General features: G+C 72.6%; 15 protein-coding genes. 10 read left to right on the plus strand and 5 right to left on the minus strand.

Annotated elements, in window-relative coordinates; genetic code table 11:
* Positions 1-2: 2 nt before the first annotated feature.
* Complete coding sequence (locus QSK45_RS31910) at positions 3-2,207, plus strand: bifunctional glycosyltransferase/CDP-glycerol:glycerophosphate glycerophosphotransferase (RefSeq protein WP_285562374.1); 2,205 nt, start codon at positions 3-5, stop codon at positions 2,205-2,207.
* A gap of 63 nt (positions 2,208-2,270) precedes the next feature.
* Here the strand turns inward: QSK45_RS31910 and QSK45_RS31915 are convergent, their stop codons facing one another.
* On the minus strand, positions 2,271-2,684 hold the full coding sequence (locus QSK45_RS31915; protein ID WP_285562375.1) for an organic hydroperoxide resistance protein: 414 nt from the start codon (positions 2,682-2,684) through the stop codon (positions 2,271-2,273).
* Positions 2,685-2,807: 123 nt separating this feature from the next.
* Between QSK45_RS31915 and QSK45_RS31920 the strand changes: the two genes are divergently transcribed.
* Entirely contained in the window at positions 2,808-3,293 is a 486-nt protein-coding gene (locus tag QSK45_RS31920) for a MarR family winged helix-turn-helix transcriptional regulator (RefSeq protein WP_285562376.1), read from the plus strand.
* Here QSK45_RS31920 and QSK45_RS31925 read toward each other — a convergent pair.
* A complete protein-coding gene (locus QSK45_RS31925) occupies positions 3,238-4,761 on the minus strand; it encodes a glycosyltransferase family 39 protein (protein WP_285562377.1) in 1,524 nt (507 codons plus the stop codon). The genes QSK45_RS31920 and QSK45_RS31925 overlap by 56 nt on opposite strands.
* Positions 4,762-4,935: 174 nt before the next feature.
* On the opposite strand from QSK45_RS31925, the gene QSK45_RS31930 reads away from it, so the two are divergent.
* The 4 genes from QSK45_RS31930 (at position 4,936) to QSK45_RS31945 (ending at position 10,035) form a co-directional block, all read left to right on the plus strand.
* Positions 4,936-6,207, plus strand: coding sequence for a glycosyltransferase family 87 protein (locus QSK45_RS31930; protein ID WP_285562378.1), 1,272 nt, complete (start codon positions 4,936-4,938; stop codon positions 6,205-6,207).
* 44 nt (positions 6,208-6,251) lie between these two features.
* Positions 6,252-7,901, plus strand: a complete 1,650-nt coding sequence (locus tag QSK45_RS31935; RefSeq protein WP_285562412.1) for a glycosyltransferase family A protein — start codon at positions 6,252-6,254, stop codon at positions 7,899-7,901.
* A gap of 73 nt (positions 7,902-7,974) precedes the next feature.
* Positions 7,975-8,970 (plus strand): UDP-glucose 4-epimerase GalE, encoded by a 996-nt coding sequence (galE, locus tag QSK45_RS31940; RefSeq protein WP_285562379.1) that lies wholly within the window; start codon positions 7,975-7,977, stop codon positions 8,968-8,970.
* Positions 8,971-9,066: 96 nt separating this feature from the next.
* Positions 9,067-10,035: an ADP-ribosylglycohydrolase family protein gene (locus QSK45_RS31945; protein ID WP_490993648.1), complete on the plus strand. Its 969-nt coding sequence runs from the start codon at positions 9,067-9,069 to the stop codon at positions 10,033-10,035.
* A gap of 12 nt (positions 10,036-10,047) precedes the next feature.
* Here the strand turns inward: QSK45_RS31945 and QSK45_RS31950 are convergent, their stop codons facing one another.
* A complete protein-coding gene (locus tag QSK45_RS31950) occupies positions 10,048-10,686 on the minus strand; it encodes a TetR/AcrR family transcriptional regulator (RefSeq protein WP_285562381.1) in 639 nt (212 codons plus the stop codon).
* A 207-nt stretch (positions 10,687-10,893) separates the two neighbouring features.
* Here QSK45_RS31950 and QSK45_RS31955 point away from each other — a divergent pair, with 207 nt between their 5' ends.
* The 4 genes from QSK45_RS31955 (at position 10,894) to QSK45_RS31970 (ending at position 16,698) form a co-directional block, all read left to right on the plus strand.
* On the plus strand, positions 10,894-11,805 hold the full coding sequence (locus QSK45_RS31955) for an ABC transporter permease (protein ID WP_285562382.1): 912 nt from the start codon (positions 10,894-10,896) through the stop codon (positions 11,803-11,805).
* Positions 11,798-12,649 carry an ABC transporter ATP-binding protein gene (locus tag QSK45_RS31960; RefSeq protein WP_285562383.1) on the plus strand — a complete coding sequence of 284 codons (852 nt, stop codon included), beginning with the start codon at positions 11,798-11,800 and terminating at the stop codon, positions 12,647-12,649. The genes QSK45_RS31955 and QSK45_RS31960 overlap by 8 nt, the downstream gene beginning before the upstream one ends.
* A 180-nt stretch (positions 12,650-12,829) precedes the next feature.
* Positions 12,830-15,025 (plus strand): CDP-glycerol glycerophosphotransferase family protein, encoded by a 2,196-nt coding sequence (locus tag QSK45_RS31965; protein ID WP_285562384.1) that lies wholly within the window; start codon positions 12,830-12,832, stop codon positions 15,023-15,025.
* The gene (locus tag QSK45_RS31970; protein ID WP_285562385.1) at positions 15,022-16,698 is read left to right on the plus strand and encodes a glycosyltransferase family 2 protein; all 1,677 of its coding nucleotides are present in this window, start codon (positions 15,022-15,024) and stop codon (positions 16,696-16,698) included. Before QSK45_RS31965 ends, QSK45_RS31970 begins: the two co-directional genes overlap by 4 nt.
* Before the next feature lie 102 nt (positions 16,699-16,800).
* On the opposite strand, the gene QSK45_RS31975 is transcribed toward QSK45_RS31970, so the two are convergent.
* Positions 16,801-18,315, minus strand: a complete 1,515-nt coding sequence (locus QSK45_RS31975) for a hypothetical protein (protein ID WP_285562386.1) — start codon at positions 18,313-18,315, stop codon at positions 16,801-16,803.
* A 211-nt stretch (positions 18,316-18,526) separates the two neighbouring features.
* Positions 18,527-23,488: an NAD-glutamate dehydrogenase gene (locus tag QSK45_RS31980; protein ID WP_285562387.1), complete on the minus strand. Its 4,962-nt coding sequence runs from the start codon at positions 23,486-23,488 to the stop codon at positions 18,527-18,529.
* Between the last annotated feature and the right edge of the window lie 364 nt (positions 23,489-23,852).

Consider the following 23,852-nt stretch of genomic DNA (forward strand, 5'->3'; position numbering starts at 1 on the left):
CCGTGCCCCGCTTCAGTGTGATCGTGCCCTGCTACCAGGTGCAGGCGTACCTCGGCGAGTGCCTGGACTCGGTGCTGGCGCAGTCGTACCAGGACCTCGAGGTGATCGCCGTGGACGACCGCTCGCCGGACGACTGCGGCGCGATCCTCGACGAGTACGCCGCGCGCGATCCGCGGGTGAGGGTGCTGCACCTGGCGGAGAACGTGGGCCTCGGCCGCGCCCGCAACGCCGGGCTGCCGCACGCCACCGGCGACTACCTCCTCTTCCTGGACAGCGACGACACCCTCACCCCGGGCGCGCTCCGGGCCATCGCCGACCGGCTGGCGGAGAGCGGCGACCCGGACGTGCTCGTGTTCGACTACGCGCGCACCTACTGGTGGGGCGGCACCCGGCGCAACGCCCTCGCCGAGGTGCTCGCCGAGGCCGGTCCGGACCCCTTCACGGCGGCCGGGTACCCCCGGATCCTGGACCTGCTGATGGTGGTGTGGAACAAGGTCTACCGGCGGGAGTTCGTCGCGGCGGAGGGCTTCGAGTTCCCGCCCGGCTACTACGAGGACACCCCCTGGACCTTCCCGGTCATGCTCAGCGCGCGGCGGATCGCGGCGCTGGACCGGATCTGCCTGAACTACCGTCAGCGCAGGCAGGGCAACATCCTGTCCACCACCAGCCGCAAGCACTTCGACGTCCACGACCAGTACGAGCGGGTCCTCGCGTTCGTCGGGCAGCGGCCCGAGCTCGCGCCATGGCGGCCCTACCTGCACCGCAAGATGGGCGAGCACTGCCTGGACATCCTCGCCAAGCCGGACCGGCTGCCGCCCGCCGACAAGGCCGAGTTCTTCCGTCGCACGGCCGAGCTGTTCCGCCGGTGGAAGCCCGAGGGCGCCCACGTGGACGGCGAGGTGGCGGCGTTGGAGGGCAGCTGGGCCGGTTACCGGCTGCGGCGGCAGGCGGGCCGGGCCGGGCGGGAGGCGGTCCGGCGGGCGGGCGCGGTGTGGCGCCCGGCGGCCGGGCGGGCCCGCTCCGGATGGGCGTCCCTGCACGCCCGCCGCCCACTGGACCCGCACCTGGTCGTGTACTCGGCGTCTTCGCACCGGGGCCTGCTGGGCGACCCGGCGGCCGTCTACCGCGCGGCCCGGCGGATCGCCCCGCAGCTGCGCGGGGTGTGGGTCGTACGGGACGCGGAGACGGCGGCGGGGCTGCCACCGGACGTGGAGCACGTGATCGCGGGCACCCGGCGCTGCGCGGAGGTCATGGCGCGCGCCAAGTACCTCGTGAACGACGTGGTGTGGACCGGTGTCCCGGCCAAGCGGCCCGGCAGTGTGTACATCCACACCCACCAGGGCACCCCGCTGAAGTACCTGGGCGCGGATCTGCTGGACAAGCCGGGCGCCCGGCTCGGCGTCGACGTGCCGCAGTCGCTGCGCCGGGCCGACCGCTGGGACCACAGCCTGGTCGCCTGCCGCCACTCCGAGCTGGTGTACGAACGCGCCTACCCCTGCCACTTCGCCTCGGCGCGCACCGGCAGCCCGCGCAACGACGTGCTGGTCGACGGCGGTCCCGGGGACTTCCGCCGGCGGCACGGCATCCCGGAGGAGCACACGGTCGTGCTGTACGCGCCGACCCGGCGGGACTACCGCAGGGGCGGCCATGTGGACCGGATCGACGTGGCCCGCCTCGCGGCCGACCTCGGCGCGGGCCACACCCTCGTGGTCCGGCTGCACCCCTCGCTCAGGGCCGGACCCGCGCGGGGGCTCGGCCTCGCGGAGCTGGCCCGGCGCGGCATCGTGATCGACGCGACGGACGAGCCCGGACTCGCGGACGTGCTGCTCGCGGCGGACGCCCTGATCACCGACTACTCGTCCGTGATGTTCGACTACGCCAACCTCGACCGGCCGATCGTGATCCACGCCGACGACTGGGAGGTGTACCGGGGGACCCGGGGCGTCTACTTCGACCTGACGGCCGAGCCGCCCGGCCATGTCACCCGCTCCTACCGGGAGCTGGCCCGGCTGTTCGCCTCGGGCCGCTGGCGGGACTCGGAGTCGGCGCGGCTGCGTGCCGCGTTCCGCTCGCGCTACTGCGAGTTCGAGGACGGGCGCGCCGCCGAACGCGTCGTCCGCACCCTGCTGCTGGACGAGCCGATGCCGGGCGTGGGGGTACGGCTGCCGGGGCAGGCGGCGGGGCGGGGTGCGCTGACGCCGGCGTGAGAGCGGCGCCGGCCCGGCGGGGGTGATCCGCCGGGCCGGTGCCGCCTCTCCGAGCCCCCGGACCTACTCGACGACGAGATCGACGTCGATGTTGCCGCGGGTGGCGTTGGAGTAGGGGCAGACCTGGTGGGCGGCATCGACCAGCTTGCGGCCGGTCTCGCGGTCCACCGTGTCGGGCAGCTCGACGCGCAGGGTGACCTTCAGACCGAAGCCCTCGCCCTGCTTGCCGATGCCGACCTCGGCGGTGACGGCGGCGTCGGTGACGTCCACCTTCTCCCGGCGGCCGACGACGCCGAGGGCGCCGCCGAAGCAGGCCGCGTACCCGGCGGCGAAGAGCTGCTCGGGGTTGGTGCCCTCGCCGTTGCCGCCCAGCTCCACCGGCGGGGCCAGCTTGACGTCGACCTTGCCGTCGGAGGAGACGGCACGGCCCTCACGGCCGTGGGTGGCGGTGGCGACGGCGGTGTAGAGCGCGTCCATGACGAACCATCCCTCTCGATGAGTCCTGCGTGGTGTTGCTTCGGTGCTTCCTCGGCCCGACAAGTAGAGCACACAATTTAGTTGTGCACAATCAAATGCCGGACGAAGAGCTACCCTGGACCCATGACCGCTTCCCCCGCCGAGACCGAGGCGGACTGGCTCCGCCTGGACCGCCAGATCTGCTTCTCGCTGCACGCCGCGTCCCGCGCCTTCAACGGCGTCTACCGCGTGGTCCTCAAGGACCTCGGCCTCACCTACCCGCAGTACCTGGTGATGCTGGTGCTGTGGGAACAGGGCGACCTGCCGGTCAAAAAGCTCGGCGAACAGCTGCGACTCGACTCCGGCACGCTGTCCCCGCTGGTCAAGCGCCTGGAGGCGGCGGGCCTGGTGCGCCGGGAGCGCAGCGTCGAGGACGAGCGCTCGGTGCGGGTCCTCCTCACCGGGGAGGGCACCGCCCTGCGCGAGCGCGCCCTGGAGGTACCGCGCCGCATCATGCGCTCCACCGGCTTCGACCTCGCCGAGATCGCCGACCTGCACGCCCGCCTCGACCGCCTCACCACCGCACTGGACGCGGCGGCTGCGACGGAGGCCGCGCGCTCGCGGGACTGAGGGGCCGCACATAGAGCCGTACGACGGTCCGCCCGCGCACGGCCTCGCCGCTCACCATGAACTCCTGCCGGAGCAGGGCGAGTTTGGCCCGCTCGGTGGGACTGCGCGGCGTCCACCGCCCCGCCAGCACGGCGAGGTCGGCGACGACCCACACCCGCCGCACCCCCGCCGCCCTGCGCCGCACCTCGCCACCGGGGACCTCCACCCCGTACAGGGTCCCCGACACGTCGCCGGACCGCCCGAGCGCGAGGTCCCGCGTCCCCCGGAACGGAGCGGGGTACGCCAGCTCGGTGTTCCGCGTGTACGCCGGCAGGTACAGCACGGCATCCCCCGCCCGCACCCCGTGGGCCGCGGCTCGGGCGACCGCGGCGAGGTCGTCGGGACGCCGGGCGGGGTCGCGGTCCTGCCGGAGGAGGGGGAACTCCTGGAGGGGGACGAGCGCGAGGGCGAGCAGACCGGCGAGGGTGACGGAGGGAGAGGACGTGCGGAGCCCCGCGGGCACCGGACGTCCACGGGCGACCAGCCGCCCCGCCGCCCCCACCAGCCACTCCGCCCCACCGGCCACCAGCAGCGGTGCCCCCGCCAGCGCGAACAGCACATAACGGTCGACGTACAACGGCGGCGAAGACTGCGACACCACCATCAGCACCGTCGGCGGCACCACCGCCAACGCCCCCGCCACCCCCGCGAGCGTGACCTGCCCCGCCTTCCCCCTCCCCCCGGCCACCCCGGCCACCAGCCCCACCGCCGCCAGCCCCAGACACACCCGGTACACCCCGTCCGACGCCCCGAAGAACTGCCGCGCCAGCCCCTCCACCGTCGCCCCCGTCGGCCTGCGCAGCCACGCCACCTGCGCCGCCTGCGTCCGCGACACCACCACCATCGGCACCAGTCCCACCAGCACCGCGCCCACCGCACAGCCCCACCCCCGCCACGTCCGCCCCCGCACGCGGCCCAGCGCCAGCGCCGCCCCGTGGGCGAGCACCACCAGCACCGCGAACTCGTGCAGCCAGCACGTGACGCCGAGGCAGGCGCCGTACCCCCACCAGGCCCCCCGCTCCACCCCCCGCAGGAGCAGCAGCGTCACCCCCGCCGCCACCAGCGCGTACGACCGCCCCTCCTGGGCGTAGTGACCGGCCATCGGATTCACCGCGTACAGCAGCCCCGCCCACAGCCCCACCCGCGGCCGCACCAGCCGCGCCCCCACCTCGGCCACCAGGCCCGCCGTCACCGCCGCCCCGGCGACCGAGGGCAACCGCAGCACCACCTCGTCGGCGCGCGCGGCGAGCACGGCGTGCATGAGGAGGTAGTAGAGCCCGTGCACCGCGTCCACCTCGCGCAGCAACCGCCAGATCTGCGGCACCGTCCGCCGCGCGACCTGGAACGTGACCGCCTCGTCGCGCCACATCCCACCCCGGTCCACCCCCCACAGCCCGAGGACGAGCATCACCAGTGCGGGTGCGCCCACCACGACCCCGCGCCGCCCCCGCACCCCAGGCGGCTTCCGCGACGGCGCTTGCACAGCTTCCCCAGGGAGCGCGACGTTCACCACGGCCCGATCTTTCGCGATGAGACAATATTTGCGGGTGATTGCGGCGTATCGGCGCCGATACTCCATCCACCCGGCTTAGGCTCCAACGCGATGAACGGTCTCGGTGTCACCCCCGGCCCCGTCCCCAGGCTCGCCGTCGGCTGGCTCGCCAGTCGTGCGTTGATGCTGTGGCTGCTCGCGCACGACAGTTCGCCGCTGCTCAGCGGCGGTTCGGTGGCGCGGGAGGTGGGGCGGCTGTACTTCCACTGGTACGGCGTGCTCGAACAGGGGTCGTATCCGGTGCACGACACGCTGTGGCAGTACCCGCCGGGCGCGGGGGCGGTGTTGCTGGCGCCGGGGCTGGTGCCGGGGCTGACGTACGTCCAGGCGTTCGTGACGCTGACGCTGGCGGCGGACGCCCTGATCGAGGTGGCGCTGGTGCGCGCGGGGCGCCGGCCGGGGCGGAGTCTGCTCGGCGCGGCGATGTGGACCGGCGGGCTGCCGCTGCTGCTGCACCTGCCGCTCGCCCGGTACGACGTCCAGGTCACCGCCTTCGCCGTCCTCTCCCTGCTCGCGCTGGCGCGCTCCCCGCGCGCGGGTGGGGTGCTGGGGGCGCTCGGCGCGCTGGTGAAGGGCTGGCCCGCGCTGGTGCTGCTGGGCACGCCCCGGGGCGCGACGACCCGGAGCGCGTGGACGTGGGCGGCGGGCGCCGGGACCGTCGCACTGGGGTTGCTGTCGCTGTCGTTCCGGCATCCGCTGTCCTTCCTCGCGGAACAGGGCGGGCGCGGGGTGCAGATCGAGTCGCTGGGCGGCACGGCGCTCAACCTCGCCCGGCACGCGGGCTGGTCGGGTCGGCCCCGGTACCAGTACGGCGCCATCGAACTGGTCGGCCCGTACGTGCCGGTCGTGGCCGCCGCGTCCCTCGCGCTGACGGCGCTGGCGTTCGGACTGCTGGTGCTGTGGCGGGTGCGGGCACGGTGCTGGAACGAGGCGACGCCGTTCGACGCGGCACTGTGCGCGGTCCTGCTGTTCACGGTGACCAGCAGGGTGATCAGCCCCCAGTACATGGTCTGGCTGCTCGGGCTCGCCGGCGTCTGTCTGACCTCGCGGCACACCGTCCAGCGCCCGGTGGCCGCGCTCGTCCTGGCGGCGTCGGCGCTGAGCACGGTGGTGTACCCGCTGTGCTACGGGCAGGTGATGGGGGGCAGTTGGGCCGGCTGCCTGCTGATGCTGGGGCGCAACGGGATGCTGGCGGCCGCCGCGGTCCTGTCCTTCGCCAGGCTGTGGCGGGCCACCGGGGCACCGACGGTAAAGAGCGAGCAAAGAGCACAACCCCGCACGGATTCCAACCGTCTACCAAACCGAGCACTAAGCCTCTCTTAATGGGGTATTACCAAACATTTCTACGCTCCCGGCCTGTGGACCCCATGCTTCCCGACTCGCCCGACCAGCCAGATACCGCCCGTACCACCCAGAACGGGGAGGACGCACAGAGCGTCGGCGCCGTCTGCGTCGTCGTGATCGGCTACAACGATCGCGCCCACGTGGCCGACGCGGTGCGTTCGGCGCTCGCGCAGGGGCCCTCGGTCGCCGAGGTCGTCGCGGTGGACGACTGCTCCACGGACGGCAGCGCCGCGTTGCTCGACCGGATGGCCGGCGCGGATGCCCGGCTGCGGGTGATCCGCCGGGACGCGAACAGCGGCGGCTGCGGCAGCCCGCGCAACACCGGGATCGACGCGGTGACGGCGTCGTACGTGATGTTCCTGGACAGCGACGACGTGCTGCCGCCGGGCGCGGTGGACGCGCTGCTGGCGGCCGCCGAGGGGGCGGGCGCCTCGGTGGCGAGCGGGCTGTGCGTGCGCCGGGAGCTGCCCTCGGGACGTGAACAGCCCTGGCAGGAGAGCCTCTACGCGGCGCACGCCGTCCTCGCACGCCCCTCCCAGCGCCCGGAGCTGGTCCACGACACGCTGTGCGTCAACAAGCTGTACCGCACCGACTTCCTGCGCGCGCACGGCATCCGCTTCCCCGAAGGCCGCTTCCTCTACGAGGACTTCGTGTTCACCGCCCGGGTCCTGGCCGCGGGCCCGCGCATCGCGCTGGTCCCCGACCGCGTGTACGTGTGGCACGTGCGCCGCGCCGCCGAACGGCTGTCGCTCTCGCTGGACCGGGGGCACATCGACAACTGGGAGGCGCGCACGCGGGCGTGCGCGCTGGCGTACGACATTCTGCTGGGCGCCGGGCAGAAGGAGCTGGCGCGGGCGGCCCGGGACAAGTTCCTGGACCACGACCTTCGGATGTACGCGCGCGAACTGGGGTTGCGTGATGTCGAGTACCGGCGCGCGTGGTGGGCGCACACCCGTGCGTACCTCGCACGCTACGACGCCGCCGACTGGGAGCTGGACCCGGTCGCGCCCGGCCGGCTGCTGGGCCGGCTGCTCCTGGAGTCGCCGGAGCCGCGCGACCTGACCCGGCTGCGGGACCTGGCCGCGCGTCCCGGCCGCCTGCTCCCGCCGTACGCCCGCGCTTCGGACGGCACCCCGGTCTGGTCCGAGGACCTCCCCCAGCTGTCCCTCGCGTCCTTGCTGACCAGCCCTGTCGAGAGGCTCCCGCTCGCGCTGGACGCGGAACTGCGCCCGCGGGCACGCGCCGGCGGCCTCACGCTGCGGCTGCACGAGCTGTACGGCAGGGTGGCCGCGGCGGGCCCGCGCGAGCTGGACGTGCGCTGGGAGTCCCGGGACGACGAACGCGCCCGGGGGCGCGCGACGGTCGCCCTCACGCCCGCCGGCGCGGATCTCTGGTCGGCCGAGCTGCCCGTCGACCTCGGCGCGCTCGGCGCGGGCGTGTGGGATCTGCGGCTGACCGTGCGCTTCGCGGACGGCGCGGAGCGCGCGGTGACGGCGGCCGCCCGTACGGGAGCCGGCCGGCTGCGCCGCCGCGCCGTCCCCAGCCTCCGGCACGGCGTGCTGCTCGTCCAGCCGTACGCCACCCACTCCGGCGCGCTGGCCCTGCGCGTGGCGACGGGCGCGCGGGGTCTCGCGCGGGTCCTGCGCGCCCGGCTGCGACGCCTGCTTCACTGAGCGGCGGCGCTCTGTTCGCTCGTACTGTGTCTGGAACTACTGGGTCTGGAACGAGGCCGGGAAGAGAATCATCGTGTCTGTCCTTATCGCCGGTGGAGCGGGTTACATCGGAAGCACCGTCGCGTCGGCCTGTCTGGACGCGGGCATCACTCCGGTGATCCTCGACAGCCTCGTGCGGGGCCGTGCCGAGTTCACCGAAGGGCGTGTCTTCTACGAGGGGGACATCGCGGACGGGGCGCTGGTCGACCGGATCTTCGCGGAGCACCCGGACATCTCGGCCGTGGTGCACTGCGCGGCGCTGATCGTGGTGCCGGAGTCGGTGGCGGACCCGATCCGCTACTACGAGGCGAACGTCGCCAAGAGCCTGGCCTTCGTCGGCCATCTGCACCGCAACGGCTGCGACCGCCTCATCTTCAGCAGTTCGGCCTCGGTCTACCGCGCCGAGGACGGCTCCCCCGTCACCGAGGACTCGCCGCTGGCGCCCCAGAGCCCCTACGCGCGGACCAAGGCGGTGTGCGAGGAGATGTTCGCCGACATCGCCGCGGCCGGGAAGATGCGGGTGCTGTCCCTGCGCTACTTCAACCCGGTCGGCTCCGACCCCCTGCTGCGCACCGGCCTCCAGCTCAAGCGGCCCAGCCACGCGCTCGGGATGCTGATCCAGGCCCACCAGAACGGCACGCCGTTCCCGGTCACCGGCGTGGACTACCCCACGCGCGACGGCACGGGCATCCGCGACTACGTGCACGTCTGGGACCTCGCGGCGGCCCACATCGCGGCGATCGAGCGTTTCGACGCCATCCTCGACGAGGCGGAGCCGTCGATCGCGATCAACCTGGGCACGGGCTCCGGCACGACGGTGCGGGAGCTGTGCGCGGCCTTCAACAACGTCGTGAGCACGCCCCTCGCGACGATCGACACCGATCCGCGGCCCGGCGACGTCGCCGGCGGCTACACCACGAGCGACCGCGCGGCCCGGCTGCTGGGCTGGACACCGGAACTGTCCCTGGAGGACGGCATCCGCTCCGCGCTGGACTGGATCCCGGTGCGCGACAAGATGCTGCGGGACTGATCCGCCGGGCGCGGGCGCGGAACCGCCCGGCCACGACCGCCACGCGTGTCACGGCCGGGCGCCTCGCGGGGAGGCGCCCGGCCCGCGCGGGCCCCGATGCCCGGCGCGCCTCAGCAGGGTGAGCCCGTGCCCCCTGCTCCCTCGGCCCTCGATCGGGCCATCGGCGCCGTCGTCGGATCCGCGGTCGGCGACGCCCTGGGCGCGCCCTTCGAGTTCGGGCCCGAGGGCGCTTTCTCGCAGCGCTTCCCGACCCCCGGCGGCGAGATGTGCGGCGGTGGCGGCTGGGAGCCCGGGGAGGCCACGGACGACACGCAGACGGCCGTACTCGTCGGGGAGTCGCTCCTGGAGCGCGGCGGGCTCGATCCCGCCGACGTCTTCCGGTGCTTCCGGCGCCGGGCCGCCGTCGAGCCGAAGGACATCGGGTTGCAGACGGAGGCCGTGCTGACCGGCGGACATCCGTGGGACACCGCGGCCGGGCTGCACTTCCGGAACAGTCAGCGGGCCGCGGGAAACGGGGCGCTGATGCGGGCCGCGCCCTCCGCGGTGTACTTCGCGCGGCACGGCCGTACCGCCACCCTCGACGCCGCCCGCCGTCTCGCCGCGCTCACCCACGGCGACCCCGCCGCCGGCGAGGGCACGGCCGTGCTGCACGAACTGGTGCGGGTGGCACTGGCCGGCGACGACCCGCCGGCCGCCGCGCCCGCGACACCGGCCGCCCTGCGCCCCGGTCACCGGGAGCGGTTCGCCGTGGTGCTCGCCCCCGGCCGGCACCCGGACCGGGCCACCGAGTTCAACGGCGCGGTCTGGCCCTGCCTCGGGTCCGCCGTGTGGGCGCTGCGGACGACGGGGTCGTACGAGGAGGCCGTCCGCGCGGCCGTCGACCTGGGCGGCGACACGGACACCGTGGCGGCGGTCACCGGTGCGCCGACGGGGGCCGTCCACGGGATCGGCGCCGTACCCGAGCGCTGGACGCGCGTCCTGCACGTACCGCTCCCGGGCTTCGGCGGGCGCGTCCTGCGCGCACCGGACCTGATCGCCCTCGCCCGCGCTCTCACCCCCGCCTGAGCCCCGCCGTCCTCACAGCGCCTTCAGCGCCCCCGCCGTCGCCCGCGCCAGCTTCTCCAGATAGCCCTTCGGGAGCTTGGGGGAGCGGATCACCACGGAGCGCCAGTACAGGGGGCCGGAGATGAGGTCGAGGGAGAGGTCGGGGTCGAGGTCGGGGCGGAGTTCGCCGCGGGCGGTGGCCGCGGCGACGACCTTGCTGGCCACGCCCTCCTGCCCGTCGCGCAGGGCCTTCTGGAAGGCCTCGGCGATGTCGGGGTTGCGGGCGGCCTCGGCCTGGAGGTCGGGGATGATCTGGGAGGCGACGGGGTGGCGCAGGGCGCGCGAGGTCACCTCGTAGAGGAGGCGCAGATCGCCCTCCAGGGAGCCCGTGTCCGGCACGGGCAGGCCCAGGACCGCCATCGCGGAGACCACGTCGAGCACGAGGTGGAGCTTGGAGCGCCAGCGCCGGTACACCGCCGTCTTGCCGACCCCCGCCCGCCGCGCGATCCCCTCGATGCTCATGCGCGCGTAGCCGACCGCGGCCAGTTCCTCGAAGACGGCCGCCCGGATGGCCTCGGTCACATCCGGGCGCAGCACCGCGGCCCCGGCGGGGGTACGGCGGCGCGCAGGCTTCGGCGGTTCGTCGGCGGGCCCGGCGGCGTTCGTGGTCATGGACCCAGCATAGGGCGTTACGACGAAACGGTTGCGTCGCGACGTCACATGGTTCTACGCTCACGTTGCGACGATACGGTCCCGTCCCGTCGTAAGAGAACGTGAAGAGAAACGTAAGGAAACGGCGGACCACGGGACCGGCCCGCCGCGGACCCGGCCACAGTCGGAGCCGTGGCACCCCCCTCCCCCCGAGCGAAAGCAGCGGATGTGAGCCAGGTCCTCGACACACCGCCCCCGATCCAGGCCCCGGCCGACGACCTCAAGGCGCTGGCCGCCCGGCACGGCCTGTCGGTGAGCGGCGCCCGCCCCTCGCTGCCGGAGTACATCCGCCAGCTGTGGGACCGGCGCCACTTCATCACCGCCTTCGCCACCGCCAAGCTCACCGCGCAGTACAGCGAGGCGAAGCTCGGCCAGGTCTGGCAGGTCATGACCCCACTGCTGAACGCGGCGGTCTACTACTTCATCTTCGGCGTCCTGCTCGGCACCAAGAGGGGCGTCCCGGACTACATCCCCTTCCTGGTCACCGGCGTGTTCGTGTGGACCTTCACGCAGAGCTCGATCCAGGTCGGCACCCGGGCGATCTCCGGCAACCTCGGCCTGGTGCGCGCCCTGCACTTCCCGCGCGCCGCCCTGCCGATCTCCTTCTGCATCCAGCAGCTCCAGCAGCTGCTGTTCTCGATGGCCGCCCTCGTCGTCATCCTGCTCTGCTTCGGCGTGCCGGTCAGCGTCTCCTGGGTGCTGGTGATCCCGGCGCTGTTCCTGCAGTTCACCTTCAACGCGGGCGTGGCGATGATCATGGCCCGCTGGGGCGCCAAGACCCCCGACATCGCCCAGCTGATGCCCTTCATCCTGCGCACCTGGATGTACGTGTCCGGCGTGATGTGGAGCATCGACAAGCTCACCAAGAACGACCACCTGCCGCACGTCGTCACCGTCCTGCTGCAGACCAACCCCGCCGCGGTCTACATCGACCTCATGCGCTTCGCGCTGATCGACAGCTTCCACGCCCGGCAGCTGCCCCCGCACGTGTGGCCGATCGCCGTCGGCTGGGCCCTGCTCGCCGGTGTCGGCGGCTTCATCTACTTCTGGAAGGCTGAGGAGACGTACGGCCGTGGCTGAGCAGACCGAGCACACCCAGCAGATCGCGCACACCGACCGGATCCCCACCGTCGTCGCCGACGGGGTCGACATCGTCTACCGGGTCAACGGCACCGGCGCGGGCCGCGGCTCCGCCACCGCCGCCCTCAACCGCATCATGCGCCGCAAGCAGGCCGAGAAGGCCGCCGGCGTGCGCCGGGTGCACGCGGTGAAGAAGGTGTCGTTCGTCGCCTACAAGGGCGAGGCGATCGGCCTCATCGGCACCAACGGCTCCGGCAAGTCCACCCTGCTCAAGGCCGTCGCCGGCCTGCTGCCGGTGGAGAGCGGCCACATCTACACCAACGGCCAGCCCTCCCTCCTCGGCGTCAACGCGGCGCTGATGAACGACCTCACCGGTGAGCGCAACGTCCACCTCGGCGGCCTCGCCATGGGCATGTCCCGCGAGCAGATCAAGGAGCGCTACCAGGACATCGTCGACTTCTCCGGGATCAACGAGAAGGGCGACTTCATCACCCTTCCGATGCGCACGTACTCCTCCGGCATGGCCGCCCGGCTCCGCTTCTCCATCGCCGCCGCCAAGGACCACGACGTGCTGCTCATCGACGAGGCCCTGGCCACCGGCGACCGCAGGTTCCAGGTGCGCTCGGAGGAGCGGATCCGCGAGCTGCGCGCGACGGCGGGCACCGTCTTCCTGGTCAGCCACAACAACAAGTCGATCCGCGACACCTGTGAGCGGACGCTGTGGCTGGAGCGCGGCGAGCTGCGCATGGACGGCCCCACCGAGGAGGTCATGAAGGAGTACGAGGCCTTCACCGGCGACAAGTCCGACAAGGCGAAGAAGGCCGCCCCGAAGAAGGCCGCGTAACGCGTGCGGAAACCCTTCGTCGCGTAAAGGTGGCCAACGGGGCAACCAGGGACCCGGGACGTCTGTCTAACAACCGGGTCCCCTTCTTCTTACCCCGAACGTGGTCATCCCTTTCATCCGCTTAGTGACAGTATGTTATGAAGGGTGATCCTCCACCGAAGAGCCGAAGGAGTCCATCGCATGCCCCAACTCAGCGTCATCGTCTACGGACCCAACGCGCAGGGGCATCTGACGGAGCTGCTCGACTCCCTGGACGCGCATCCCCTGTCCGACGCCGAGATCGTGGTCGCCGCGGTCGGTGACTGGGCCCGCGAGACGGCGGAGGGACACGCCCCCGACACCGTCGTGGTCCCGCTCCCCGACGGCACCACCGACGCGGCCGCCCGCGCCGCGGGCGCCGCGCGCGCCTCGGGCCGCTGGCTGCACTTCGTGCACGCCAAGGACGGCCTGCCGGCCGGCGCGCCCCGCCTGATCGCCGAGCGCGCCGCCGAGCTGGACGACACCGTGGACGTCCTCCTCCTCGACCACCTCACCACCACCTGGCAGAGCGCCGCGCGCCCCTCCCGCGACGGCCGCTTCCTCGCCGCCGTCGGCCGCGCCGCGCTGCCTCTGGACGAGGCCGCCGACCTGCTGCGCCTGACCCCGCTGCTCGGCAACCGCGCCCTGCGCAGGGAGTTCTGGCAGGCCCACGAGGAGCGGCTCACCACCGAGGACGAGCCGCGCGCCGCCGGCACCGCCCTGCTGTGCGCGGGCCGCGTCGCCTGCCTCAACCAGGTGGCGTACGAGAACCGCGAGCTGCGTCCCGAGAGCCTGCCGCCGCTCGCCCCCGAGGACCGCTTCGGGCTCATCGAGCGCTACGAGGCGCTGATGCCGCTCACCCGCGACCGCCGCGCCCCGCGGGTGGTGCTCTACGACCTGATGATGCGCGACCTGGTGCGCACCTTCGCCGGTGAGAACCTGCCCGACGAGGTGGCCCGCGAGTTCTTCCGCCGCGCCTCCCTCGCGGCGGTGCGCTGGCGCCCCGAGCGCCACGAGCCCCCGGCGGGCGTGGAGGGCGTACGGCACGCGCTGCTGGAGGAGGGCGCGTACACCAGGTACCGCGCGTTCCAGGCCGCCAACCGGGCCCGCCGCGCCGCCAGGAAGGCCGTACGCACCCGCAAGCGCGAGGTGGGCGCCAAGCTGCGCGAGCAGCAGTACCGGCGCGCCCTGAGCCGCCCCGTCGATCCCGACCTGGCGGTGTTCGCGGCCTACTGGGAGCGCGGGGTGGCCTGCAACCCGGCCGCGATCGCCGCCGAGCTGGCCGAGCTCGCCCCGCACATCCACCCGGTGTGGGTGGTGTCCAAGGACAACACGGCCCTGCTGCCGCCCGGCACCGACCACGTGGTCCCCGGTACCCGCCGCTACTGGGAGGTGCTGGCCACCGCCAAGTACCTCGTCAACAACGTCAACTTCCCCAACGCGGTGGTCAAACGGCCCGACGCCATCCACCTCCAGACCCATCACGGCACCCCGCTCAAGCGCATGGGCCTGGACCAGATGGAACACCCGGCCGCCGCCAAGGGGCTGGACTTCGCCGCGCTGCTCGCCCGCATCGACCGCTGGGACTACAGCGTCAGCGCCAACAGCCACTCCACCCGGATGTGGGAACGCGCCTACCCGGCCCGCTACACCTCGCTGGACTACGGCTATCCGCGCAACGACGTCTTCTACACGAGCGACGCGGAGGCGGTCCGCGCGGCCCGCGCCCGGCTCGGCATCGCCCCCGGCAAGACGGCGATCCTGTACGCCCCCACCCACCGCGACTACGAGGCCGGCTTCACCCCCCGCCTCGACCTCGCCGAACTCGCCGACCGGCTCGGCGAGGACACGGTCCTGCTGGTGCGCGCCCACTACTTCTACGGCGGCGCCACCTCCCCGCTGACCGGCCTGCGCCGCTCCGGCCGGCTCATCGACGTCTCCTCCTACGACCCCGTCGAGGAGCTGTGCCTGGCCGCCGACGCGCTGGTCACGGACTACTCGTCGATCATGTTCGACTACGCCAACCTGGACCGCCCCGTCGTCGTCTACGCCGACGACTGGGAGACCTACCGCACCACCCGCGGCGTCTACTTCGACCTGATGACCGACCATCCGGGCCAGGTCGCCCGCACCCAGGAGGAGCTGACGGAGATCTTCCGCTCCGGCGCCTGGCGCGACGACAACGCGGCCAAGGCCCGCGCCGCCTTCCGGCGCCGGTTCTGCGAGTACGACGACGGACGCGCCGCCGAACGGGTCGTACGCCGGGTGTTCCTGGGCGAGCCGGAGGAGGCGCTGCCACCGGTGCTGCCGATCGAGGACCGCACCCCCGCTCCGACCCCCGAGGAGGCCACGGCATGACGAGCCCGGCCACGACCCCCGACGTCACGGTCACCGTCATCGTGTACAACGACGCGGCCCGCCTGCCCCGGGCGGTCGCCTCGCTGCGCGCGCAGACGCACGCCGACATCGAGATCGTCATCAGCGACGACCACTCCACCGACGACACGCCCGCGGTGGCGCGCCGCCTGGAGGCGGAGGACCCGCGCGTGCGCTATCTCCGGCTGCCGGAGAACAGCGGCGGGTGCAGCGCCCCGCGCAACCGGGCCATCGAGATCGCCCGCGCGCCGTATCTGATGTTCCTCGACAGCGACGACGAACTCCCGCCGCGAGCCGTGGAGTTGCTGCTGGCCGCACACCGTGAGCGCGAGGTCGACTTCACCATGGGCGCGGTGCGCCGGGTGCGGGTGGACAACGGGCGGCGCACGACGTGGATGCCGCACCTGGTCGCCGAGCGGCGCACGGTCGAGGGCATCGAGGCGGACCCGCGGCTGCTGTTCGAGCACCTGTCGACCAGCAAGATGTACGCGCGGTCCTTCCTGGACCGGCACGCACTGCGCTTCCCCGAGGGCATCCACTACGAGGACCAGCTGTTCTCGGCCCAGGCGTACTGCCTGGCGAAGGCGTTCACGATCATCCCGGACCCGGTGTACGTCTGGTACATCGACCCGTACGCGGCGGCCGCGTCGGCGTCCATCTCCAACCAGCGGCACAAGGTCAGCAACGTGCGCGACCGGGTCCATGTGCAGCGGCTCATCGACGACTTCCTGGTGGAGAGCGGGCACGCGGGGCTGCGCGAGGACAAGGACTTCAAGTTCCTCAAGCACGACTTCCGGATGTACGCCGGCGACCTGCCCTACCGGGACGAGGAATGGCTCGGCGCGTTCGCCGACATCATGAACCCGTACCTGGACACGCTGGCACCGGGTGCGTTCGCCCGGCTGCCGAGGCCCGAACGGGTGGTCCTGGAACTGCTGCGCTCGGGCCGCCTCGCGGACGCGCGGCTCGCGGCGCGGGGGCTCGGCCAGGAGGTCGCGCCGCGGCAGATCACGACGGACGCGGCGGGAGTGCCGTACTGGGGAGCGGGCGTTCCCGACACCGAGCGGGGCCGCCGCGAACTGGACCTCTCCGACCTGGAGTTGGACACGCGCCCCTTCCCGACGGCGCAGTTCCGGCACGAGATCACGGAGCTGGTCCGGGGCAGCGGGGCGACGCTGACGCTGTCCGTCCGCACGTACGACCCGGGGCTGCGGCTTCCCGTCGGACCCCAGCGCGCCGGACTGATCGTCTCCCCCGGCGGGCGCCGGATGACGGTGCCGTTCCGTCTGGACCCGGTCAGTCCGGGCGTCTTCGAGGGCACGGTACGGCTGGACCTCGCCGCCGCGCGGATTCCCCTCCAGGGCTTCCAGGGCATCCGCCACCCCCTGATCCGCCTCAACCAGCAGGGCCTGTGGAACTCCGGCGTCCTGCTGGCCCCCCTGGACTTCCCCCCGGCCACGACCCGCGTCGACTACCGCTCGGGCGCGACGCCGCACGAGGTCACGGTGGAACCGGAGGGGCGCAACCCCGGCCGCCTCCAGCTGCGCTGGGAGCCGGTGGGGATGACGGCGGCGGTGATCCGGCCGGTCCTGCACAAGATCGCCCGGCCGAGGGTGCGCAAGGCGGCGAAGCTGGTGGCGAGCGTCCTGAGGTGACTTCCCGGGACAGCGCCGTAGCACTGCGGACCCGCGGACATCCGCGGGTCCGCGGTGGCGTGTCGCGCGGTTCCCCGCGCCCCTGACGGGGGCGCCTCCGCCTCAGGGCCCGACGCGGTACAGGACCTGGTGCCCGGGGCCCGTCGCCACCTTCCGCAGGCCGGGGCCGGCCAGGTCGGCCGAGCCCACGACCCACCGGACTCCGTACTCCCGCAGGATCCGCCGCCGTTCCGCCGCGGACGTCCCGTCCGCGAAGAACCGGTCCACCGCGGCCGACCGCCGCGCGGAGTCCCGGAGGAACACATCCGGATAACCCGGCGCCACGGTGTATCCCCCGTACGCCGGAATCTGCCGCGCCGGAAACGTGCGGGCCATCACCACGTCCCCGTACCGCACCCACGGCGTGATCCAGTGATAACCGGCCCACGGCGCCTCGTACCTGGCGGCCAGCACGGACGGCAGCGCGTCCTTCCCGGTCACGTACCCGAGCGTCCCGGCCTGCGCCCACGCCCCCACCGCCAGCGCGAGGCCGAGCACACACGCCCACCCCGCCCGCGCCGCCCGCCGCCCGGCGGACACCACCTCCAGCGCGGCCGCGAGCTGCGCCGGGATCAGCGCGGCGGGCAGCGCGCGGCCCCAGGAATAGTGCCCGGTCAGCCCGCCGGCCGCGACGACCAGCGCGCCGAGGACGAAGAACAGCGCCAGCGCGTCCCACCGGTCCCGCCGCAGGCGCGGCACCAGCGCCGCCACCCCGAGCAGCACCAGCCCGAACCGTGCGAACAGGTGCTGGTACAGCGACTTGTGGATCGCCTCCAGATCCGCCCCGGCGGAGAACAGCGAGAAGAAGTCGTAGTACGGCCACAGCCCCAGCAGCACGGCCCCGAGCGCCAGTCCGCCCCCGAGCCGCAGCCACACGTCCCGGCCCGGACGGGCGGAGACGACCATGGCCAGCGCCCCGAGCGTGGCGACGACGCCCGTGAACTGGTGGCAGAGCAGGATCAGCGCCCAGAGCACGCCGAGCGCCAGCCACCGCCCCCAGGACGCCCGCGCCCGCAGCGACCGGGTGAGCCAGGCCCAGAAGTGGAAGGTGAGCCCGAGCGCGAACACGCTCGGGTAGGAGATGGTCAGGGCGAGGGAGTGCAGCCCGGTGAACCCGCTCCAGTTGAGGACGGCGGTCCCCCACAGCAGAACCAGGCCGAGCAGGGCGAGCGCCGGCGCGGCGCGGTGCGCGCTGAGCGTGCGGACGTACCGCCACACGCCCGTGACCAGCAGGGTCAGACCCACGAGCGCGCCGATGCGCAGCACCACGAACACCGACAGGCCGCTGACCTTGGCGAGCGCGCCCAGCAGCAGCATCCACGGCGAGTAGTACGGACTCGGCGTGTCCGCGTCGACCAGCGGATTGCCGGGGTGCAGCAGGCTGTGCCCGAGCCGCTGGATCGTGGCCGCGTGCATGCCGAGGTCGCCGATCCACGGCAGCCGGACGATCACCGCCAGCAGCAGCGCCACCACGAGCACCGCGGCCACCTGCGGCACCGCACGCGCCGCCCGCGCGCCGCCGCCCGACGGCTCCGGGCGGCTCACCTGTTCTTCGAGGTCAGACTGCGCTGCGTGCATTCTGCTGGAACACCCATGTCCGATAGACGAGAAAACGAAAAGCGGAGGCGAGAACGATGGACAGCGCAAACCCTATCCGAAGGAAACCGATGAGCAGGAAAAGGTAAATCCACCCATCTCCTTTGTGCAAAGGTCGGCAAGAAAAGGAACGCCCCGGGCCGATTCCTCATCGGCCCGGGGCGTTCTCAGCCTCGTACGGGTGTCGCCGCGGCTACGAGTGCGTGCGCAGCAGCGTCCGCATCGTCCGCATCGCCACCGACAGGTTGGCGAGGTCGAAGGAGTCCGAACCGCGGATCTCCTCCAGCGTGGTGCGCGCCCGGCTCAGGATGGGCGCGTTCCTCTGCTCCCAGGCCGTGAAGCGCTGCTCCGGCGACGAGGTGCCGTTGCCCACCGCGAGCACGTCCGCGGTCAGGGCCGCGTGCGCCGCGTAGAGGTCCTCGCGGATGGAGGCGCGCGCCATGGACTGCCAGCGGTCGTTGCGCGGCAGCTCGATGATGCGGTCCATCAGCTGGGTGATGCCGAGGCGGTCGGCGAGGTCGTAGTAGACCTCGGCTACGTCCAGCGGCTCCTTGCCCATGCGGTCGGCCACCGAGACGATGTCGAGCGCCGGGAAGGCGGAGGAGAACCCGGCCACGCGGGTGGCGAGCTCGTCCGGGACGCCGGCCGCGGACAGCTCGTCGTACACGTGCTGGTACCACTCCAGGTCCGCGCCGCGCACCAGCTTGGGCAGCTGCTGCCAGACCTGCTCGACGCGCTCGGCGAAGAACTCCACCGTCTCGGCGAGCTGGAGCGGCTGCGGCCGGTTGTTGAGCAGCCAGCGGGTGCCGCGCTCGACCAGACGGCGCGAGTGCAGCCGGATGCGGGTCTGGACACCGGCGTCGACCTGGTTGTCCAGGGCCTCCACCGCGTCCCACACCGGGGCCGAGCAGAAGATCGCGCGGGCCGCGGTCTGGGCCCGGACGATCTCCTCCAGGGAGGCGCCGGTCTCCTCGCGCAGGCGGTGCAGATACGTCGTACCGCCCGTGTTGACCGTGTCGTTGACCAGCACCGTGGTGGTGATCTCGCGACGCAGCGGGTGGTTGTCGACGGCCTCCGTGAACCGCTCGCGCAGGGCGGTCGGGAAGTAGGCGTGCAGCAGGCCGCGCAGGTACGGGTCGTCCGGCAGCGAGGTGCCCAGCAGCTCCTCGGCGACCGTGATCTTCGTGTACGCCATGACGACGGCCGTCTCCGGACCGGTCAGGCCCTGGCCCTGGCCGAGGCGCTCGCGGATCTGGCGGTCGGTCGGCAGGAACTCCAGCGCCCGGTCCAGGTGGCCCTCGTGCACCAGGTGGCGGAGGAACCGCTGCTGGGCGTGGAGCATGTCCTTGGCCTGGAACAGCGCGTTGGCGAGCGCGGTGTTCTGCGCGTAGTTGTTGCGCAGCACCAGCGAGCCGACCTCGTCGGTCATCTCGGCGAGCAGCTTGTTGCGCTGCTTGACGGTCATGTCGCCGTCCGCGACCAGGCCGTTCAGCAGGATCTTGATGTTCACCTCGTGGTCGGAGGTGTCCACGCCGGCGCTGTTGTCGATCGCGTCGGTGTTGATCTTGCCGCCGTGGTGGGCGAACTCGATGCGGCCGAGCTGGGTCAGGCCCAGGTTGCCGCCCTCGCCGACGACCTTGACGCGCAGGTCGGCGCCGTCGACGCGGATGGCGTCGTTGGCCTTGTCGCCGACGTCCGCGTTCGACTCCGCGGACGACTTCACGTAGGTGCCGATGCCGCCGTTCCACAGCAGGTCGACCGGCGCCATGAGGATCGTCTTCATCAGGTCGGCCGGGGTCATCTTGGCGACCTTGCCCTCGATGCCGAGGGCCTCGCGGATGTGCGCGTTGAGCTGGATCGACTTGGCGCTGCGCGGGAAGATCCCGCCGCCCGCCGACAGCAGCTCGGTGTCGTAGTCGGCCCAGCTGGAGCGGGGCAGCTCGAACAGGCGGCGGCGCTCGGCGTACGAGGTGGCCGCGTCCGGGGTCGGGTCGATGAAGATGTGCCGGTGGTCGAAGGCGGCGACCAGGCGGATGTGCTCGGACAGCAGCATGCCGTTGCCGAACACGTCGCCGGACATGTCACCGATGCCGACGACCGTGAAGTCCTCGGACTGGGTGTCCACGCCCAGCTCGCGGAAGTGACGCTTGACGGACTCCCACGCGCCGCGCGCGGTGATGCCCATGCCCTTGTGGTCGTAGCCCGCCGAACCGCCGGAGGCGAAGGCGTCGCCGAGCCAGAAGTTGTACTTCTCGGCGACCCCGTTGGCGATGTCCGAGAAGGTGGCGGTGCCCTTGTCGGCCGCGACGACCAGGTAGGTGTCGTCACCGTCGTGCCGCACCACGTCCTTGGGCGGTACGACCTCGCCGGCGACCATGTTGTCGGTGATGTCGAGCAGCGCCGAGATGAACGTCTTGTAGCTCGCGACGCCCTCCGCGAGCCACGCGTCCCGGTCCGCGGCCGGGTCCGGCAGCTGCTTGGCGACGAAGCCGCCCTTGGCGCCGACCGGCACGATGACGGTGTTCTTCACCATCTGCGCCTTGACCAGGCCGAGGATCTCGGTGCGGAAGTCCTCGCGCCGGTCGGACCAGCGCAGGCCACCGCGCGCGACCTTGCCGAAACGCAGGTGCACGCCCTCGACGCGCGGCGAGTACACCCAGATCTCGAACGCCGGGCGCGGCGCGGGCAGGTCGGGGATGGCCTGCGGGTCGAACTTCATCGACACGTAGTCGTGCGGGTGGCCGTCGGGGCGCCGCTGGAAGAAGTTGGTGCGCAGGGTCGCCTTGATGACGGTCAGGAAGGAGCGCAGGATGCGGTCCTCGTCCAGGCTCGCCACCTGGTCCAGGGCCGCGTCCAGCTCCTCCAGCAGGGCGTCCGTCAGCTCCAGGCCGGCCTGCTGGCGCTCCGGGGACATGCGCGCCTCGAACAGCGAGACGAGCAGCCGGGTGGTGTGGACGTTGTTGCGGAGGGTGTCCTCCATGTAGTCCTGCGAGAAGGTCGAACCGGCCTGGCGCAGGTACTTGGCGTAGGCGCGCAGCACCATCGCCTCGCGCCAGGTCAGCCCGGCGCTGAGCACGAGGGCGTTGAAGCCGTCGTTCTCCGCGCGGCCGGTCCAGGTCGCGGCGAACGCCTCCTGGAAGCGCTCACGGCCGTCGTCGCCCAGGAAGTCGCCGCCGGGGCCGCCGAGCGACTTGGGGATGCGCAGACCGAAGTCGTAGATCCAGCCGGTGGTGCGGTCGGAGCAGCGCAGCTCGTACGGCCGCTCGTCCACGACCTCGACGCCGATCCGCTGCAGGACGGGCAGCACGGCGGACAGGGAGACGGAGGCGCCCTTGCGGTAGATCTTGAAGCGGCGCTCGTCGGGGGCGGCGCCGACCGGCTCGTACAGGCTCAGCGCGAAGTCGTTGCCCGGCTCCTCGGTCAGCCGCTCCAGGTGCACGAGGTCGGCCACGGCCGCGCGCGGCGTGTGGTCCGCCTTGTAGCCCTCGGGGAAGGCGTTGGCGTAGCGGCGCTGCAGCTCGGCGGCGCGCTCCTCGCCCAGTTCGGCGTTGAGCGCCTCGGCGAACCCGTCCGTCCAGGAGCGGGCCGCCTCGACCAGGCGGGCCTCGATGCGGTCCTTGTCGGCGTCCGACAGCTCGGGCAGCTCGGTGCCCTGCGGGACGCGGACCACGAAGTGCAGCCGGGACAGGATCGACTCGGTGTTCCAGGCCGTGAAGTCGACGCTGGTGCCGTCCAGCTCCTCCTTCAGGATGTCGATGATCCGCAGGCGCACGCCGGTGGTGTAGCGGTCGCGCGGCAGGTAGACCAGGGCCGAGTAGTAGCGGCCGTACTCGTCCTGGCGCAGGTACAGACGCAGCCGGCGGCGCTCCTGGAGGTAGAGCACGCTGGTGACGATCGACTGGAGTTCGGCGGCAGGCGTCTGGAACAGCTCGTCGCGCGGGTAGGTCTCCAGGATCTGGAGCAGGTCGCGGCCGTCGTGGCTGTTGGGCGAGAACCCGGCGCGGTCCAGGACCTCGGCGACCTTGCGGCGGATGACCGGGACGCGGCGCACCGATTCGGTGTACGCGGCCGAGGAGAACAGGCCGAGGAAGCGGCGCTCCCCGACGACATTGCCGTCCTTGTCGAACTTCTTGACGCCGATGTAGTCGAGGTACGACGGCCGGTGCACGGTGGCCCGGCTGTTCGCCTTGGTCAGCACCAGCAGCTTGTGCTCGCGGGCCTTGGCGCGCGCGTCGGCCGGCAGCCGCTCGAAGGAGGGGCTGACCGGGTGCTGGTCGTCCTCGGCGTGGTGCGGGTCGGAACGCAGGATGCCGAGGCCGGTGCCGGGCACGGCGGCCAGGGTGTCGTCCTCGCGCAGCTGGTACTCGCGGAAGCCCAGGAAGGTGAAGTGGTCGGTGGCGAGCCAGCGCAGCAGCTCGCGGGCCTCCTCGACCTCGGGCTTCGGCAGGTCCGCGGGGACCGGCTCGCTCTCCAGCTCGCCGCCGATCCGCGCCGCCGCCTCCCGCATCTTCTCCCAGTCCTCGACGGCCTCGCGGACGTCGGACAGCACGCGCAGCAGGTCGGAGGTGATCTGCTTCAGGTCGGCGCGGTCGGTCTCGCGGTCGATCTCGACGTGGATCCACGACTCGACGTGCGCGTCGTGCGGCAGCTCGGCGGCGTCGACGGAGCCGGCCGGGGTCGGCAGGATCTCCAGCAGCCGGCCCGTCAGGTCGCGGCGGACCACGAACTGCGGGTGGATCACGACATGGATGCCGCGGCCGCCCCGGGTCAGCTCGTTCGTGACGGAGTCGACCAGGAACGGCATGTCGTCGGTCACGACCTCGACGACCGTGTGGCTGCACGTCCAGCCGTTCTCCTCGACCGTCGGGGTGTGGACCCGGACGTTCGCGGTGCCCTGGGGACGGTTCTCGGCGAGACGGTGGTGCGAGACCGCGGCGCCGAAGACGTCCACCGGGTCGCGGTCGGCGAGGTCCTCGGGTGCGGTGTGCAGGTAGTAGCGCTGGAGGAACGCGAGGGGGGATTCGCTGTCCGGGGTGTCCGGGGAGCCCTCGCCCGTCGACCCGGTCGGTAGGTTCCCCCCGACCGGGCCGTTCTCAGCTACCCGAGCGGCCCGTTCGAGCAGCTCGGCCTTGGCTTCGTCCAGCTTGGTCTGCATTGTCCTCTGGCTCCTGTCGCGCGCCGTTGCGTGACGTAGAAGGAAGTACTGGTTCTTCCCCTGCGGCTCGACGCCACGGCCCGGGATTTCCGGTCCGTTCCGACGCTATGCCGCCAGGCGGGATGAGCGGGGGGTATTCGGCCATTTCCGACACGGCCGTCGAGTGTGACGCTGCTCTCGGCACCGTCGCATTCCGGGCCGGCCTCGGCGTCCTGGGGGCGGCGGCGCCCCCGTCCCGCCCGCGCGGACCAGCGAACGCCGCCCGGTCACGGAGGTCCTCCGTGCAACCCGGGCGCGGGGCGGGAGCCACATCGCTCCCGCGAGCTATCGCGCTGATCACGCCACCAGGCTATCGCTCCTCACC

Source organism: Streptomyces hygroscopicus subsp. hygroscopicus (assembly GCF_030269125.1).
Lineage (GTDB): Bacteria > Actinomycetota > Actinomycetes > Streptomycetales > Streptomycetaceae > Streptomyces > Streptomyces hygroscopicus_C.

What these genes read in the sequence shown, in the direction of transcription:
- QSK45_RS31945 (WP_490993648.1), top strand. Translation starts at nt 9,067, where the DNA reads ATGCCCGGCGCGCCTCAGCAGGGTGAGCCCGTGCCCCCTGCTCCCTCG.
- QSK45_RS31920 (WP_285562376.1), top strand. Translation starts at nt 2,808, where the DNA reads ATGACCGCTTCCCCCGCCGAGACCGAGGCGGACTGGCTCCGCCTGGAC.
- QSK45_RS31935 (WP_285562412.1), top strand. Translation starts at nt 6,252, where the DNA reads ATGCTTCCCGACTCGCCCGACCAGCCAGATACCGCCCGTACCACCCAG.
- QSK45_RS31975 (WP_285562386.1), bottom strand. Translation starts at nt 18,315, where the DNA reads ATGCACGCAGCGCAGTCTGACCTCGAAGAACAGGTGAGCCGCCCGGAG.
- QSK45_RS31950 (WP_285562381.1), bottom strand. Translation starts at nt 10,686, where the DNA reads ATGACCACGAACGCCGCCGGGCCCGCCGACGAACCGCCGAAGCCTGCG.
- QSK45_RS31980 (WP_285562387.1), bottom strand. Translation starts at nt 23,488, where the DNA reads ATGCAGACCAAGCTGGACGAAGCCAAGGCCGAGCTGCTCGAACGGGCC.
- QSK45_RS31915 (WP_285562375.1), bottom strand. Translation starts at nt 2,684, where the DNA reads ATGGACGCGCTCTACACCGCCGTCGCCACCGCCACCCACGGCCGTGAG.
- QSK45_RS31965 (WP_285562384.1), top strand. Translation starts at nt 12,830, where the DNA reads ATGCCCCAACTCAGCGTCATCGTCTACGGACCCAACGCGCAGGGGCAT.
- QSK45_RS31970 (WP_285562385.1), top strand. Translation starts at nt 15,022, where the DNA reads ATGACGAGCCCGGCCACGACCCCCGACGTCACGGTCACCGTCATCGTG.
- QSK45_RS31930 (WP_285562378.1), top strand. Translation starts at nt 4,936, where the DNA reads ATGAACGGTCTCGGTGTCACCCCCGGCCCCGTCCCCAGGCTCGCCGTC.